Source organism: Paraburkholderia sp. GAS334 (assembly GCF_050436625.1).
Lineage (GTDB): Bacteria > Pseudomonadota > Gammaproteobacteria > Burkholderiales > Burkholderiaceae > Paraburkholderia.
The window spans coordinates 299,178-314,608 of the sequence record NZ_JBNDMO010000008.1 but is presented as its reverse complement, the minus strand read 5'-3'; the positions used below and the strand labels follow the sequence as shown (position 1 = coordinate 314,608).

Here is a 15,431-nt window from a genome sequence, read left to right as displayed (position 1 = left end):
GTAGTGAAAGGAGGGGCGGGCTTCCAGCCTGGCCGGTCGGAGACACATCGCAGACAGAGGCGGCGGGCGCGCAACTTGCCATTGTATCGAATCCCAAGCCGTTTTTCGGCCCGCGATACGGGTTTCACCCGCATATTTGCCATCGGCGACGCGCAGAACGGCGGGGAAAAGGCCGCAGAAAGGCCACGCGAAGGTCACCCGGAAGGCGTACGAAGACACATGAAGACACATGAAGGACGCACACCCGCTGTTCCGGCAACGCATTCAACCGCTGGACATGCCGATCCCGCTGTCATCGCAGCGCTTCTGCTGTCGCCGCGGGGAATAGCGCCGGAAGCCGCGCCTGATGCCGTCCTGAAGCAGCCCCCGGTCCGCAAATCGACAAGGGGCTAAAATAGTCCTTTGCTTCCGGCTGAGGATGCCGCTCCCATGTCCGAACACCATCTGCGCGAAGTCGATCACACCCTCGACGAATCGAAATTCGTCACGTTCGAGGGTTCACCGTTCCAGCTTTACCAGCCATTCCCGCCCGCCGGCGACCAGCCGACCGCGATCGAAACCCTAGTCGAAGGCGTCAACGACGGCCTGTCGTTCCAGACGCTGCTCGGCGTCACCGGCTCTGGCAAGACATTCACGATGGCGAACACGATCGCGCGGCTTGGCCGTCCGGCTATCGTTTTTGCGCCGAACAAGACGCTTGCGGCCCAGCTTTACTCGGAGTTTCGCGAGTTTTTCCCGCGTAACGCGGTCGAGTACTTCGTCTCGTACTACGACTATTACCAGCCGGAAGCGTACGTGCCGCAGCGCGACCTGTTCATCGAAAAGGACTCGTCGATCAACGAACATATCGAGCAGATGCGTCTGTCGGCGACGAAAAGCCTGATGGAGCGGCGCGATGTGGTGATCGTCGGGACGGTGTCTGCGATCTACGGTATCGGCAATCCGTCCGAATATCACAAGATGATCCTGACGCTGCGCACGGGCGACAAGCTCGGCCAGCGCGACGTCATCGCGCGCCTGATCGCAATGCAGTACAGCCGCAATGAAGCCGACTTCCAGCGCGGCTCGTTCCGTGTGCGTGGCGACACGATCGATATTTTCCCGGCTGAGCATGCCGAGATGGCGGTGCGCGTCGAACTGTTCGACGACGAAGTCGAGACGCTGCAACTGTTCGATCCGCTGACGGGCCGCGTGAAACAGAAGATTCCGCGTTTCACCGTCTATCCGTCGTCGCACTACGTGACGCCGCGCGAGACCGTGATGCGCGCCGTCGAAACGATCAAGACCGAACTGCGTGACCGGCTGGAGTTTTTCTACAAGGACGGCAAGCTTGTCGAAGCGCAGCGGCTCGAACAGCGCACGCGGTTCGACCTGGAAATGCTGCAGGAACTGGGCTTCTGCAAAGGCATCGAGAACTACTCGCGGCACTTTTCGGGCGCCGCGCCCGGCGAGCCGCCGCCGACGCTCGTCGATTACCTGCCCACCGATGCGCTGATGTTGCTCGACGAATCACACGTGCTGATCGGCCAGCTGAACGGCATGTACAACGGCGACCGCGCGCGCAAGGAGAACCTGGTCGACTACGGCTTCCGCCTGCCTTCGGCGCTGGATAACCGGCCGCTCAAGTTCAACGAGTTTGAACGCAAGATGCGTCAGGTGGTGTTCGTCTCGGCGACGCCCGCCGATTACGAGAACCGGACAGCGGGGCAGGTCGCCGAACAGCTGGTGCGTCCGACGGGCCTCGTCGATCCGGAGATCGAAGTGCGTCCGGCGACGAGCCAGGTGGATGACATCCTCGGCGAGATCAACGAACGTGTGAAGTCGGGCGACCGCGTGCTCGTCACGGTGCTGACGAAGCGTATGGCTGAGCAGCTCACTGAGTTCCTGTCGGATCATGGCGTGAAGGTGCGTTATCTGCACAGCGATATCGACACGGTCGAACGCGTCGAAATCATCCGTGATCTGCGGCTCGGCACGTTCGATGTGCTGGTCGGGATCAACCTGCTGCGTGAAGGGCTGGACATCCCGGAAGTGTCGCTGGTCGCGATTCTCGATGCCGACAAGGAAGGCTTCCTGCGCGCCGAGCGCTCGCTGATCCAGACGATCGGTCGCGCGGCGCGGAACGTGAACGGCAAGGCGATTCTGTACGCAGACCGCATCACCGATTCGATGCGTCGCGCGATCGATGAAACCGAGCGGCGGCGCGCGAAGCAGATCGCCTTCAACGAGAAGATGGGCATCGTGCCGCGCGGCGTCGTGAAGCGGATCAAGGACATCATCGACGGCGTCTACAACGTCGACGAAGCGCGCGCCGAACTGAAGGAAATGCAAACGCGCGCGAAGTTCGAGGACATGTCCGAGAAGCAGCTGTCGAAGGAGATCAAGCGGCTCGAGAAGCAGATGATGGAGCACGCGAAGAATCTCGAATTCGAAAAGGCCGCGCAGGCGCGGGACCAGCTTTCGCTTCTGCGTCAACGCGTGTTCGGTGCGAACGTCGGCGATCATCTGACCGGCACGAACTGACGCGGATCGCCGGCGCAAACCGATGCCGTGCGGCGCCATGCCGCACGGCATCGCCCTGTGCGGCTGGCGTTCGCGGTCACAGTGTGCGGCTTCCGGGCCCCATTCCGGAAGGCAGCCGCCAATGCCGGTGCGGCATGGCTTACGCCTGACAGCTGGAACGTCTGTCCCCCGTCCGCAAAACCCGGCTTAAAACCCTGCGCCCATAAGGCTTTCGGCGCGTCGGCATTTGTCGTCCAGATCGAAGGGTGATAAACTCCGCATGTATTGAGAATGGTTCGCATTAGCGTTCTTTATTGGCGTCGTGAGGACGTCTGTGGACAGAAGGCAGATCTTCGCCAGTGCGGCTCTATTCTCGATCCCAGCTCATAAAAACAAAGGAGTTTTAATGCGGATTTCTTCTTTCGTGCGCGGCAGCGCCGCGGTTGTGACGGCTGTGGCCGCGTTGTCGGTGTCAGCCGCCGAGTACCCGATCGGCAAGCAGCACATCGAGGGCGGCATGGAAGTCGGCGCGGTCTACCTGCAGCCGATCACCATGGAACCGGAAGGCATGATGCGCAAGGCATCGGATTCTGACGTCCACCTCGAAGCGGACATCCACGCCGTCAAGAACAACCCGACCGGTTTCGCCGAAGGCGACTGGATGCCGTATCTGCAGGTCAAATACGAGTTGTCGAAAGTGGGCTCGTCCCAGTCGGTGAAGGGCGACATGATGCCGATGGTCGCAAGCGACGGCCCGCACTACGGCGACAACGTCAAGATGTTCGGTCCGGGCAAATACCACCTGAAGCTGATCGTCGAACCGCCGATGCAGATGGCCCATATGTCGTTCGGCCGTCACGTCGACAAGGAAACCGGCGTGGGCCCGTGGTTCAAGCCGTTCTCGATCGAGTACGATTTCACCTTCGCCGGCATCGGCAAGAAGGGCGGCTACTGATCAGCCGCGCATCGCCTGACATGAAACGCGGCCTGAGTGCCGCGTTTCCGTGAAGGTCACGGAAGCCCGAAAGGCCTCAAAAGGGCGCCAGAAGGGCCCGGAAGGCGCAGAAAAGCGCAGGAAAGCGCAGGAAGGCTCAATGAGAATCAACAGGAAGATCGCGATCCTGGCCATGACGACGTCGCTCGTCGGCGTTGCGCATGCCGCGGATCTGCCGACGTTCAAGCTCGAAATGAACGACGGCAAGCTGAATCCGGCGCGCATCGAAGTGCCGGCCGGACAGCGCATCAAGATCGAAGTGCACAACGTGGGCAAGGGCGCTGCGGAATTCGAGAGTGTGCAGTTGCGCAAGGAAAAGGTGCTCGCGCCGGGTGCCGATTCATTCGTCGTGATCGCGCCGCTGTCGCCGGGCGAGTACAAGTTTTTTGACGATTTTCACCAGGAAGCACAGGGCGTAATCGTCGCGAAGTAAGCATGCTTCGATGCGGGCGCGGGGCGACAGCGCAGCGCTGTCGTCCGCTCCATTCGCAAACGGGCGGGAGAATTTCGATGGGTCAGGTGTTGTTCATCGTTTGGCGGGAAAGTGTCGAGGCGCTGCTGGTCGTCGGCATTCTGTATGCGTGGCTGAAGAACGGCGACGAAAGCGCGCGGCGCGGGTTGCCGTATCTGTGGGCGGGTGTCGCGGCCGGCGTGCTGGCGGCGATTGCGCTCGGTGCGGCGCTGGTCGGTTTCACTGAAGTGCTGTCGGGCGACGCGCAGGATTATTTCCAGACGGCGATGGTGCTGATCGCCTGCGTGCTGATCGTGCAGATGGTGCTATGGATGAAGCAGCACGGCCGCACGCTCAAGCGCGACATGGAAAAGTCGCTGCAAAAGAGTACGCAGGACGCGAACTGGTGGGGCGTTGCCGTGCTCGTCGCGCTGGCGATCGCGCGTGAGGGCAGCGAGACGGTCATCTTCCTGTATGGCCTGGGTTTTGGTCAGTCGGGTCATGTCGACGCAAGCCAGTATCTGGCCGTCGTGATCGGCCTCGCGCTGGCGTTTCTCACGTTCTGGCTGCTGCAGATTGGCGGCAGGATCTTTTCGTGGCGGCTCTTTTTCCGCGTCACGGAAATCATGCTGCTGTTTCTCGGCGCGGGTCTGTTCCAGACGGGCATCGACAAGCTGATCGACAAGGAAATCCTGCCGACGCTGCTCGACCAGGTGTGGAATACGTCGGCGATTCTCGATGATTCGAGCACGTTCGGCTCGCTGGTCGCGACGCTCACGGGTTATCGCGCGCATCCGGCGTTGATGAACCTGGTCGCCTACGCGCTGTACTGGGCAGTCGTCTGGCTGCTGGTGCGACGGGCCAGTCGCGGTCCGGCGCAACGGACGGCAGGACGCACGGCATGAGTAGCATCGCGTCCGGTCGCGCTGGCCTGCTCGCGGAAGCCGGACAATGGATGCAGCGCCACGGCGCTGTCGTCCGCGGCATCCAGTGGGTCGTCGTTGCGGTCTACGCGTTTCTGATCCTCGTGCCTGCAGTGATGCCGCTGCCGGGCGACACGGCGCATCTGTGGAACAACCTGACGCTTGCTGCACAGTTCGTGTTCTGGGGCATCTGGTGGCCGTTCGTGCTGCTGTCGATGGTGATGCTCGGGCGCGTGTGGTGCGGCGTGCTGTGCCCCGAAGGCGCACTCGCTGAGTTCGCCAGCAAATACGGACGAGGCCGGGCCATTCCCCGCTGGATGCGATGGGGCGGCTGGCCCTTCGTCGCGTTCGGGCTCACGACGATCTACGGCCAGATGGTCAGCGTCTATCAGTATCCGAAGGCCGTGCTGCTGGTGCTCGGCGGCTCGACGTTCGCCGCAATCATCATCGGCTTGCTGTACGGGCGCGAGAAACGCGTCTGGTGTAAATATCTCTGCCCCGTCAACGGGGTTTTTGCGCTTCTGGCGAGACTCGCGCCGTTCCACTTCAAGGTCGACGAAGAAGCGTGGCGCCGTTCGTATAAGGAAGGCGAGCACGGTCATCGGGTGATTCCGATCAACTGCGCGCCGCTCCTGCCGTTGCGCAACATGAAGGGCGCCGCGGCGTGCCATATGTGCGGCCGTTGCAGCGGACACCGCGACGCGATTGCACTGACGTGGCGCTCGCCGTCGACGGAAGTGGTCGATCTCGGCGACAGGCAGGCGAGCGGGTGGGACACCGCATTGATCCTGTACGGTCTGCTCGGCATCGCGATCGGCGCGTTCCACTGGACCGGATCACCGTGGTTCGTCGACCTGAAGACGTTCCTCGCGACGTGGCTCATCGATCGGGACATCACGTGGCCGCTCGAGACCGACGCACCCTGGTTCCTCTTCACGCACTATCCGGAGCAGAACGACGTCTTCTCGTGGCTCGACGGGTCGATGGTGATCGGCTACATCGTCGCGACCGGCCTCGTGTACGGTACCGCGCTGCTGGCGCTCCTGATGATCGGCACGCGCATGCTTGGCCGCTTCAGCTGGGTGCGGCTGCATCACTTCACGCAAGGGCTGATTCCCATCGCGGGCACCGGTGTGTTCCTCGGCCTCTCCGCGACCACGCTTTCGCTGCTGCGCGCGGAACACGTGCCGCTGTGGTGGGCCTCGGAAGTGCGGATCGGGATTCTCGTCATTGCCAACGCCGGGAGCGCGTGGCTCGCGTGGCTCGTGACGCGTCGCTACAGCGCGCGGCTTTTCCAGCGCGGCCTTGCGATGGTATGGTTCATGGCCGCGCTAGCGGTCGTCGACAGTGCGTGGTGGCTGATGTTCTGGGGCTGGACGCGCTGACGGCATTTTCAGTCAAGAACGAGGCCCGACCGTGAGAACCAAACCCGCATTAACCGATGAAGACGTCAGGAAAATGGCCGCCGCAGCCGAAGCGCATGCGGCCGCCAATCAATGGAATGTGACCGTCGCGATTTTCGACGACGGCGGTCATCTGCTCTATCTCCACCGCGGCGACAACGTCGCGCCCAGCACGGTCGAAATGGCGATCGGCAAGGGCCGCACAGCCGTTCTCGGCCGGCGCGAAACGAAAGTCTACGAAGAGATCATCAAGCAGGGCCGCACGGCCTTCCTGAGCGCGCCGCTGGTCGCGATGGTGGAGGGCGGCGTGCCGATCGTCGTGGAGGGCGAAGTGGTCGGCTCGTTTGGCGTGTCCGGCGTCAAGTCGGAGCAGGATGCGGCGATTGCGCGTGCCGGGATTGCAGCGCTCGGACTCGGCTGAGGGGTCTTTTCCGGCGTCGGCTTCGGCTTCGGCCCGACGAGTCGATCGACGCAACCCGCAGAGACGCTTGCCAGAAGCATAAGAAAAAGCCGTATGGATGTTCATCCATACGGCTTTTTCAACTTCCTTCAGTCGCGATGCGCGCGCTCGTTGCGCATGCGCACTGCAGTGAGAACCAAAAAAAGCGGCCTGGCTGGCTGCGACGGCTGGCCTGGTGTCTGCACGAAGGGGTCTAGATCTCGCGTGCAAGCCGTCGATGGCTGGCTACTGCCCAACACCTCCCGGAGAGGTGGTCCCCACAATACCCGGTACGTACTGCCTGATCTGCCTGTTTGATCGCGTTACTTCGTCAGGATCAGCTTGCCGAGGCGCGTGGCCCGAAGCTGATATGTTTCGCCGTTATACGTGATGCTGACGTGACTGCGTCCCTGCAGCAGTGAATCGCTCGACACGGTGCGCTCGACTGATTCCGGCTGGCTCTGGGCTGGGCCCTCGCTCCGGCTGCGGCTCCTGCTGCCGTCGAGGTCGCGCGCCGGCATGGCGGGCTTCGGACGGCTGGTCAGCGCGGCGGTCGGCGAACGGCGCAGGCTGAGCGTGGAAGAGCGCGTGAAGTCTGTCATTCGTGGCATCGGTTGGTTGATTCGATGGATTTATTCTAAATGATAACAATTCCCATTTACAAGGTTGAGTAATTCATCGGAATTGCGTTTCGATAGGGATGATCGTTGAATGCAGCTGGAGCGTTGCGGAAGGAGGAAGAGCGGAACAACGCGACGGCGCAACCACGCCGTCACGCGCATACACGTCAACACTGATTTAGTGCAACTGTGCCGGAACCTGACCGCCGCCCTGCACAAACTGGCGGATGAGCCGCACCGTATCGATGTCCGACTCGCGATACGCCGATTTCACGATCTCGCTTGTCGTGCGCTCGTCTTCGGAGTCGGCGGTCGGCAGGGTGGTTTCGTATTTGAAGCGCAGAAACAGTTGCAGCTCATCAGGCTGCTCGATCGTCATCGTCAGCGATCCGCCGACGTACGACTCCGTCGCGAGGATGTCATAGCGCACGCTCTCACTGGCGAGCAGCGTAACGCGGTCGCGCACGGTGGCCTGTCCGTAATGCAGTTCACGCTCGAGTGTGCTGTCGGTACGCGACAGGATCGTGCAGCTGTCGAGACCCAGCACGAACAGCTGTGGCTGCTCGGCACGCAAGACGAGACCTTCCCACAACTGCTCGCGAGTCATGGTTTCGACGAACGGATTCAACGGATCGTTGATCTGGATCAGATGTTCGAAATTCAAGACGACAACTTCCTCTTAAGACGCTGCGCGAACGGCATCGATGGCACGGGCGCCGGTCGCGCATGCTGTATCAGGCCGCGGTAAGCCCGGTGCGGACCGAGATCGGATTCGTCAGGATCTTGTGCACCGGACATGCATTGGCAATCTGCAAAAGTCGTTCCCGCTGCTCGTCGGACAGGTCGCCTTCGAGCGTGACCTTGCGATCGATCGTCGTGCCTGCGTCGCCGGTTTCGATCGACAGCATCACGCGCACGTCCGCGAGCGGCCAGCCTTTGCGCTGCGCGTACATTTTCAGCGTGATCGACGTGCATGCGCCGAGGCCCGATAGCAGTAGTGAAACGGGTCCAGGACCGCGATCGCCGCCGCCTAGCGATTCGGGCTCGTCGGCGAGCCACGTGTGCGCGCCGTCGTCCAGCAGAACCTGGAAATTCGTCGAACCGATGTGGGCGATGACTGCGGGCTCTACCATGCGATCTCCTGCGAGGGAACGGGCGGAGCCGCGCGCTGCGAATGCGGCGCGCGGCATGAGCCGATATTGTGAACGAATTTGCGAAGCTTCGGGCCGCGCTGCCTCAGCACGCTGTCGAACGGCGCCGGGGGCGGCGCGCAGGAGCGCGAAACGTGAGCGATGCCGCGGAGATCAGTGCGTGATCTGTCCCATCCGGCCGGCCTGGTAATCGATGACTGCCTGACGGATCTCGTCCTCGGTGTTCATCACGAACGGACCATAACGCACGACGGGTTCATTGAGCGGTACGCCGCCGAGGAGCAGTACGTCGAGTGGTGTGTCGCCGGCGGCGAGCGTCACGGTGTCGCCGTCGTCGCTGAAGACGACCATCGTCCGCGCGTCGACCTCGCGGCGATCCTCGCCGTAAAAGCCCTTGCCCGACAGTCCGTACGCGAACACGCGAAACTCGCGCGGCACCGGATGCACGACGCGCGCGCCCGGTTGCAGCGTGAAATGCTGATACAGGATGGGCGTGCGGGTTTCGATCGGCGCCTTCACGCCGAGCGCTTCGCCGGCGATCACTTTCACGCGCACCTTGCCGTCCGCCGATGTCGCGACCGGAATGCCCGCCGACGGCATCTCCTGATAACGCGGCGCGATCATCTTGTCGCGGCGCGGCAGGTTCACCCAAAGCTGCAGGCCGTGCACGCGGCCGCCCGTCGCGACGAACGACGGATCCGGCATCTCGCTGTGCACGACGCCGGCGCCCGCCGTCATCCATTGCACGTCGCCTTGCCGCAATGTGCCCGAGTGGCCCGCCGAATCCTTGTGACCGAATTCGCCTTCGAGCACATAGGTGACCGTCTCGAAGCCGCGATGCGGATGATCCGGCGCGCCTTTTGCCTCGCCGGGCGCGTAGTCGACAGGACCCATCTCGTCGAGCAGCAGGAACGGATCGAAATCCATCAGCATGCGCGTCGGAAACGGCCGGTGGACGGTGAAGCCGCCGCCCTCGGTCGTGCGAAGTGCGGGATACGTGCGCTCGATCGTGCGTGTCGTGCTCATCAAAGTCACCTCGGAAAATGGGGAATAGCATCATTTTTGGAACATAGCGCTATTATAGGGACGCATTTTCGTGGTGCCAGCCGCTATCTAGCAATGGATTGTTCTATGAGTGGAACGATGAAATGAAGATCGATTCGCATAACCTGAACGACCTGATGTACTTTTCGCAGGTTGTCGAGCACGGCGGTTTCTCGGCGGCGGAGCGGGTGCTCGGCATTTCAAAGTCGCGCCTGTCGCGGCGCCTGACCGAACTCGAAGCGTCGCTCGGCGTGCGTCTCTTGCAGCGCTCCACGCGCAAGCTCGCGTTGACGGAAGCCGGCCAGCTTTTTTACCAGCACTGTCAGGCGATGCTTTCGGAGGCGCAGGCGGCTGTCAACGTGGTGCAGCAGTTGCGCTCGTCGCCGCGCGGCACGGTTCGCGTGAGCGTGCCGGTCACGATCTCGCAGACGATCCTGTCGGAGATCATGCCGGAGTTCATGCATCGCTATCCGGAAGTGCGGGTTGTATTTCGTGTGACGAACCGCGTTGTCGATCTGTACGAAGACTCCATCGATGTCGCGTTGCGTGTGCGCTCGGAGCCTCCGCAAAGCGCCAACATCGTTGTGCGGCCGCTGTGGCGCACGCAGCAGATGCTGGTCGGCGCGCCGAGCCTCCTGAACCAGAATGCGCCTCCGCTGGAACCAGCCGACCTCGCGCGCTTCGAAACGCTCGACACGCCGACCACCGACGGACGTCACGTGTTCACCCTGATCGCGCCCGATGGCACGCGTCATCTGCATGAGCACGAGCCGCGTCTCGTGACCGCCGATCTGATGATGGTGCTCGAAGCAGTGATGGCGGGCGTCGGCATCGCTGCATTGCCGGAGATGATGTACGGCGCCGCGTTGCGTTCAGGAAAACTGTCGCCGGTCATGCCGGGATGGACGCTGCCGACGCCGCAACTCTATGCGGTGTTCGTCTCGCGCCAGGGCATGGTGCCGGCCGTGCGGGCGTTCGTCGATTACCTGGTCGAGATGCTCGACGAGCAGAGCGGCACGTATGTCACGAAAGAATGCCCCGATAGTCGCCCAGAGACGCGCGCGTTGAAAAAAACAGACGAGCGGAAAACGGCCGACATCGCTTTTGGCATTTAAGCGCGGGCAGTGATCGGTACTTTCAATGGCTGTTTTCTTGAATGCGCGCGCTGCCGGGCGTATATTGAAATCCCTTCGCTAAGGAGTTCTCTTATGCGAAAACTCATGGCCGCTATCATAGCGAGCCTGACAGGGCTGAGCGCGCTGTCCGTGTCGACCACGGCTGTCGCATGCGGTGACTCCGGCTACTCCAATGGCAAGTGATCCCGCCGCCCGAAGGCGCCGAGTGCGCACAAAAAAAGGCCTTCATCTGACGATGAGGGCCTTTTACTTTGTCCGCCGCGTTTAGCCTGCAAATACAGGGGCTTTCTGCTTTTAAAGACCGCAACGCAGCAGCGTATTACTTCTTCGGTTCAGTGACGAAACCGATCTTCGTCAGACCACCGGCCTGCGCTGCGGACATCACTTCGGCGACCTTTTCATACGCGACCTTGCGGTCCGCGTTCAGATGCAGCTCAGGTTGCGGATTCGCCTGCGCGGCTTCCGCGATCTTCACGCGCAATACATCGTCGGTGACGGGCCTGTTGTCCCACAGAACGGTGCCGTCGGCCTGCACGTTGACGGTGACCTGCGCGGGCTTCGTCTCTTCTTTCTGGCTGCTCGCATGCGGCAGATCGATTTTCACCGCGTGGCGGATCACCGGAATCGTGACCATGAAAACGATCAGGAGAACCAGCATGACGTCGACGAGCGGCGTCATGTTGATTTCGTTCATCAGACCGTCGTCATCGTCGCCGGCAAAGGGGCTCATTGCCATTGGAGTGCCTCGCTCAGTGAGTACGCGTTGCGAGGCGCAGGCCGTCGCCGCGCTTGCTTGACGACAGGCGCGCGCCGGTCACGAAGAACGCGTGCAGGCCGTGCGCGAAGCGGCTCAGCTTGCTGACGACTGCCTTGTTCGCGCGCGTCAGCGCGTTGTAGCCGAGCACCGCCGGAATGGCGACGAAGAGGCCGAACGCGGTCATGATCAGCGCTTCACCCACCGGGCCCGCAACCTGATCGATCGACGACTGGCCGGCCGCGCCGATTGCGAGCAGCGCGTGATAAATGCCCCACACCGTGCCGAAAAGGCCCACGAACGGCGCCGTGCTGCCGATCGAGGCGAGCACCGCAAGGCCGCTTTGCATGCGCGCGACGCTTTCGTCCATCGTGTCCTTCAGGCAGCGCGTGACCCAGTCCGACACGTCCATGCGATCGTGCAGATGCGGTTGCGTCTGGTGATGGTGATCGGCGGCTTCCTGGCCCGACAGCGCGAGCGCGAGGAACGGATTGTCGAGCGGTGTCGACGCATGCGCGCCGAGCTTCTTCACGCCGTCAGCGAGGTCGTCGGAATGCCAGAATGCCTGCTCGGCGTTCTTCGTCAGACGCTTGAGGCGCATGACGTTCCAGCTCTTCACGACGATCACCGTCCACGACAGCACCGACATGATCACGAGCGTGAGCGCGATGCCGCGCGTCACAAAATCCCCTTGCGCCCATACGTGGGCGATACCGTAGTTTTGCATTGCAATTCCTTTGTGAAAATCGGGATCAGTCAGTCAGGCTGAAAGAGAAAGGCTGGGTATAGGTCGCGCGGATCGCTTCGCCATTCTCGATGTACGGCTTGCACGAACTGCTGTGCATCGCAGAGACGGCGGCGTCGTCGAGCCGGCTGAAGCCGCTGCTCTTCTTCAACTCGATGCTTTCGATCTTGCCGGTCAGCCCGACGACGAACTTCACCATCGCCGTGCCGCTTTCATTGCGGCGTTTTGACAGCACGGGGTAATCCGGCTGCGCAATGCTGCAGTCGAGATGGGCGACGTTCTTCGGTGCAAAGAGCGCCATCGTCGGCTTGCCGATCGCGGGCGCGGCTGCTTCAGCAGGTGCGGGTGCCGGCGCAGCAGGCGCGGGGGGCGCCGGCGGCGCGGGTTGTGGCGCGGCGATTTCGTGCTGCGACGGTGCAGCGGCTTCTGGAAGCGGCGTCGGCGTCGGTCTGGACACCGGACGCGGCTGCACCTTCGGCTTCACTTGCGGCACAGGCGGCGTGGGTTTGGGAGGCGTCGGCGTCGACTGGATCGCGACGGGCGCGGCCACGGGGGCGGGGCTCAGCAGTTCGGCCGTGATCGTGCGCGACTCGATGACGCGCGACACCGGTTCGTCGCGTGCGAGCAGGACGGCCGCGAGCAGCACGGCATGCAGCCCGACGACCGCAGCGATGGCCGTGACGACGCGAGGATTGAAGCGGGCGGACTGCGCCGGAGAGAAGCGGGCGGGGACGGTATTCGAAGCCTGCATGTTAGCGGAGCCGGACGGCAGCAGACGTGCCGCCGATGCAATGCTTCAGGCGACACAGCGTCATTTTCGGAAGATCAGCAATGAGATGCACAGGGTAGTCAGAAAACCGATCAGCAATTCCATCTCGAACTCCTTTTAAAGGATGAGCGGTAGCTGGCTGGTGACAGGACTGGCTTGCTGACGGCGGGTGGATCGAAACAGCGGATAACAGTGGGGCGCGGCGAGAATCAGCCCGGCAACGATGCCAGCAGCGAGGCCAAAAAACGCGGCCTGGAGGACGCCCCCGGGATCAGGCAGATCAGGCGGCCTTGCGCTCGTAGAACGTCAGCGGCACCGGTTGCGCATGATGTTCGACACCGCAGCGGCTTGCGCAGACGCCGCTTTGCGCCATCACATCGCGCACGGCTTCTTCGCATTTGCCGCAGCAGCTCGCGACGCCCAGCTCGAACTGAAGCTCATCAAACGAATCGATGCCTTCCGCGATGGACGCGCGGATCTTCCGGTCGGAAACAGACTTGCATACGCAGACGATCATGGTGTGGTGCGATAGCTAACGTTAATGCGAATTATTATCATTATGTTTCGGACGTTTGGCAAGCGGGATATCCGGATTTTTGTAACAAAACCAGCCTGTTGGGAGGGTTTCCCGGGACGGCGCTGGGGTGTGAGCGGGCGGGAAGGGCGCAGGCGGCGCGGAGAAGACCGACATCGGGCGGGCCGTGGGAAGACGTTGGGCGGCGCTTTTTGGCCCGCTCGCCGCCGCTGCCGGCACGGAATTGCCGCTTCAGAGGCCTGGAAGCGCCTTGTGCAGCGCCCGGAGGCACTTCAGAGCCAGCGCGGCGGCAGAAAGAGCAGGCTCAGGCGACCTGAGCGTCGGGCTCGGCGGTACGGCGGGACGGAATGTGGACGCGTTCAACCGGCGCGGCGAGCTTGAGGAGCGTTTCTGCGAGCTGCTGCAGATGCGCGCCGTCGCTGGTCGAGAAAAAACGGGGAGGAGCAGTGGCTTCGGGGCCGCCAGCGGCGCGCAGACCGTGCTGGTCGAGCACGCGCTCCAGTTGCCGCGCGATTGCGACGCTGGTATCGATCAAGGTCAGCCGGTCACCGACAAGATCGCGGATCGCCGCGTCGAGAAACGGGTAGTGGGTGCAGCCGAGCACCAGCGTATCGGCGCTGGCATCGAGCATCGGCTGCAGATAGCTTTGCAGCAGGGCGCGCAGTTCGGCCGAACCGACGTCGCAGCGCTCCACGGCCTGCACCAGCCCGTGGCCCGGCTGGCACAGAAAGCGGCAGTCGGCCGCATAGCGTTGCAGCAGATCCTGGAAACGGGCGCTGCGCAGCGTCACCTGCGTCGCGAGCACGCCCGCAACGCGCGTCTTCGATTGCAGCGCCGCCGGCTTCACGCCCGGCTCGACGCCGATGAGCGGAATCGACAGCCGCTCCCGAACCAGCGCGATCGATTGCGCCGTCGCCGTATTGCAGGCGACGACAAGTACCTTCGCGCCCTGTTTGACGAGCCATTGTCCGATCGCGAGCGTGCGGTCGGCGATGAAATCGTCGTCGCGCTCGCCGTACGGCGCGTACAGCGAATCCGCCACGTAGACGAGCGATTCGTCTGGCAATTGCGCGCGCACCGCGCGCAGCACGGAAAGGCCGCCTAGTCCCGAGTCGAAGATGCCAATGGGCGAGCGTGCCGAAGACAACAGCGTCGAAGTGTCGGAAGAAGCGGAAACAGTACGCGAACCGGATGTCGTGCCGTTGATCGCCGGATCGGCGGTCATGCGCGAAGAAGCGTCCTGCGGTGCGGTCATATGCGAGCGGAAGAAACGGGCGAAGGGCAGAGGGGACGCCGTTCGCGCCGGTGCGAGTGCATGTCGCGCGAACGGATTTCCGTCACTCTATCAGGACTCGATCGAGCCCATGCCGGACTGCTGGTAGTTCTGGATACCGACCTTGTCGATGAGATCCAGTTGCGTTTCCAGCCAGTCGATATGTTCTTCGGTGTCGTCGAGAATCTTCGTGAAGATTTCACGCGAAATGAAATCGCGAACCGATTCGCAATACACAATGGCTTCCTTGCACGTGCCCTGCGAAATCTGTTCGAGCTTCAGATCGCATTCGAGAATCTCTTTTGTTTCCTCGCCGATCAGCAGCTTGTGCAGGTCCTGCAGATTCGGCAGGCCATCGAGCATGAAAATACGTTCGATCAGCAGATCGGCATGCTTCATTTCGCCGATCGACTCGTCGTATTCATGCTTGCCGAGCTTGTCGAGACCCCAATGCTTGTACATCCGTGCGTGCAGGAAGTACTGGTTGATCGCGGTCAGCTCATTCTTTAGCTGCGAATTCAGATATTCGATGACCTTCTTGTCGCCTTGCATGATTTTTTCCTTTTGGGGCTCGGGATTCTGATTCTTTCAACAATAAGCGCCATGGCCGAAAAAGCCAAGAGCGCACATATTCGCGCAGTTCTCTCAAGCCGCTATGAGCGCTTCGTCGAATGAAAAAGCCGGGGTGCAGT

The 15,431-nt window shown here is 62.2% G+C and carries 17 protein-coding genes; 7 read left to right on the top strand and 10 right to left on the bottom strand.

What is annotated here, in order from left to right:
• The first annotated feature begins 429 nt into the window (after positions 1-429).
• The 6 genes from uvrB to P3T21_RS17545 all read left to right on the top strand — a co-directional run bounded on the left by uvrB (position 430) and on the right by P3T21_RS17545 (position 6,694).
• Positions 430-2,523 carry an excinuclease ABC subunit UvrB gene (gene uvrB, locus P3T21_RS17570; protein WP_429257200.1) on the top strand — a complete coding sequence of 698 codons (2,094 nt, stop codon included), beginning with the start codon at positions 430-432 and terminating at the stop codon, positions 2,521-2,523.
• 385 nt (positions 2,524-2,908) lie between these two features.
• A complete protein-coding gene (locus P3T21_RS17565) occupies positions 2,909-3,457 on the top strand; it encodes an iron transporter (RefSeq protein ID WP_429257199.1) in 549 nt (182 codons plus the stop codon).
• 139 nt (positions 3,458-3,596) lie between these two features.
• Complete coding sequence (locus P3T21_RS17560) at positions 3,597-3,929, top strand: cupredoxin domain-containing protein (protein WP_429257198.1); 333 nt, start codon at positions 3,597-3,599, stop codon at positions 3,927-3,929.
• A 77-nt stretch (positions 3,930-4,006) separates the two neighbouring features.
• Positions 4,007-4,852, top strand: a complete 846-nt coding sequence (locus P3T21_RS17555; protein WP_429257197.1) for an FTR1 family iron permease — start codon at positions 4,007-4,009, stop codon at positions 4,850-4,852.
• Positions 4,849-6,255: a 4Fe-4S binding protein gene (locus tag P3T21_RS17550; protein WP_429257196.1), complete on the top strand. Its 1,407-nt coding sequence runs from the start codon at positions 4,849-4,851 to the stop codon at positions 6,253-6,255. Before P3T21_RS17555 ends, P3T21_RS17550 begins: the two co-directional genes overlap by 4 nt.
• 31 nt (positions 6,256-6,286) lie before the next feature.
• Entirely contained in the window at positions 6,287-6,694 is a 408-nt protein-coding gene (locus tag P3T21_RS17545; RefSeq protein WP_429257195.1) for a GlcG/HbpS family heme-binding protein, read from the top strand.
• Between the two features lie 341 nt (positions 6,695-7,035).
• On the opposite strand, the gene hemP is transcribed toward P3T21_RS17545, so the two are convergent.
• The 4 genes from hemP to P3T21_RS17525 all read right to left on the bottom strand — a co-directional run bounded on the left by hemP (position 7,036) and on the right by P3T21_RS17525 (position 9,509).
• Positions 7,036-7,314, bottom strand: a complete 279-nt coding sequence (hemP, locus tag P3T21_RS17540) for a hemin uptake protein HemP (protein WP_429257194.1) — start codon at positions 7,312-7,314, stop codon at positions 7,036-7,038.
• Positions 7,315-7,510: 196 nt separating this feature from the next.
• On the bottom strand, positions 7,511-7,996 hold the full coding sequence (locus P3T21_RS17535) for an SRPBCC family protein (protein ID WP_429257193.1): 486 nt from the start codon (positions 7,994-7,996) through the stop codon (positions 7,511-7,513).
• Positions 7,997-8,066: 70 nt separating this feature from the next.
• A complete protein-coding gene (locus P3T21_RS17530) occupies positions 8,067-8,465 on the bottom strand; it encodes an OsmC family protein (RefSeq protein ID WP_429257192.1) in 399 nt (132 codons plus the stop codon).
• Between the two features lie 171 nt (positions 8,466-8,636).
• Entirely contained in the window at positions 8,637-9,509 is an 873-nt protein-coding gene (locus P3T21_RS17525; protein ID WP_429257191.1) for a pirin family protein, read from the bottom strand.
• Between the two features lie 122 nt (positions 9,510-9,631).
• On the opposite strand from P3T21_RS17525, the gene P3T21_RS17520 reads away from it, so the two are divergent.
• The gene (locus tag P3T21_RS17520; protein ID WP_429257190.1) at positions 9,632-10,642 is read left to right on the top strand and encodes a LysR family transcriptional regulator; all 1,011 of its coding nucleotides are present in this window, start codon (positions 9,632-9,634) and stop codon (positions 10,640-10,642) included.
• 340 nt (positions 10,643-10,982) lie between these two features.
• Here the strand turns inward: P3T21_RS17520 and P3T21_RS17515 are convergent, their stop codons facing one another.
• The 6 genes from P3T21_RS17515 to bfr all read right to left on the bottom strand — a co-directional run bounded on the left by P3T21_RS17515 (position 10,983) and on the right by bfr (position 15,291).
• Complete coding sequence (locus P3T21_RS17515) at positions 10,983-11,399, bottom strand: ExbD/TolR family protein (protein WP_429257189.1); 417 nt, start codon at positions 11,397-11,399, stop codon at positions 10,983-10,985.
• Between the two features lie 13 nt (positions 11,400-11,412).
• Entirely contained in the window at positions 11,413-12,144 is a 732-nt protein-coding gene (locus P3T21_RS17510; protein ID WP_429257188.1) for a MotA/TolQ/ExbB proton channel family protein, read from the bottom strand.
• A 25-nt stretch (positions 12,145-12,169) separates the two neighbouring features.
• Positions 12,170-12,913 carry an energy transducer TonB gene (locus tag P3T21_RS17505; protein WP_429257187.1) on the bottom strand — a complete coding sequence of 248 codons (744 nt, stop codon included), beginning with the start codon at positions 12,911-12,913 and terminating at the stop codon, positions 12,170-12,172.
• Positions 12,914-13,211: 298 nt separating this feature from the next.
• Complete coding sequence (locus P3T21_RS17500; protein WP_429257186.1) at positions 13,212-13,448, bottom strand: (2Fe-2S)-binding protein; 237 nt, start codon at positions 13,446-13,448, stop codon at positions 13,212-13,214.
• 322 nt (positions 13,449-13,770) lie between these two features.
• Positions 13,771-14,691, bottom strand: a complete 921-nt coding sequence (murI, locus tag P3T21_RS17495) for a glutamate racemase (protein WP_429257185.1) — start codon at positions 14,689-14,691, stop codon at positions 13,771-13,773.
• 120 nt (positions 14,692-14,811) lie between these two features.
• Positions 14,812-15,291, bottom strand: a complete 480-nt coding sequence (gene bfr / locus P3T21_RS17490; protein ID WP_429257184.1) for a bacterioferritin — start codon at positions 15,289-15,291, stop codon at positions 14,812-14,814.
• Positions 15,292-15,431 lie beyond the last annotated feature (140 nt).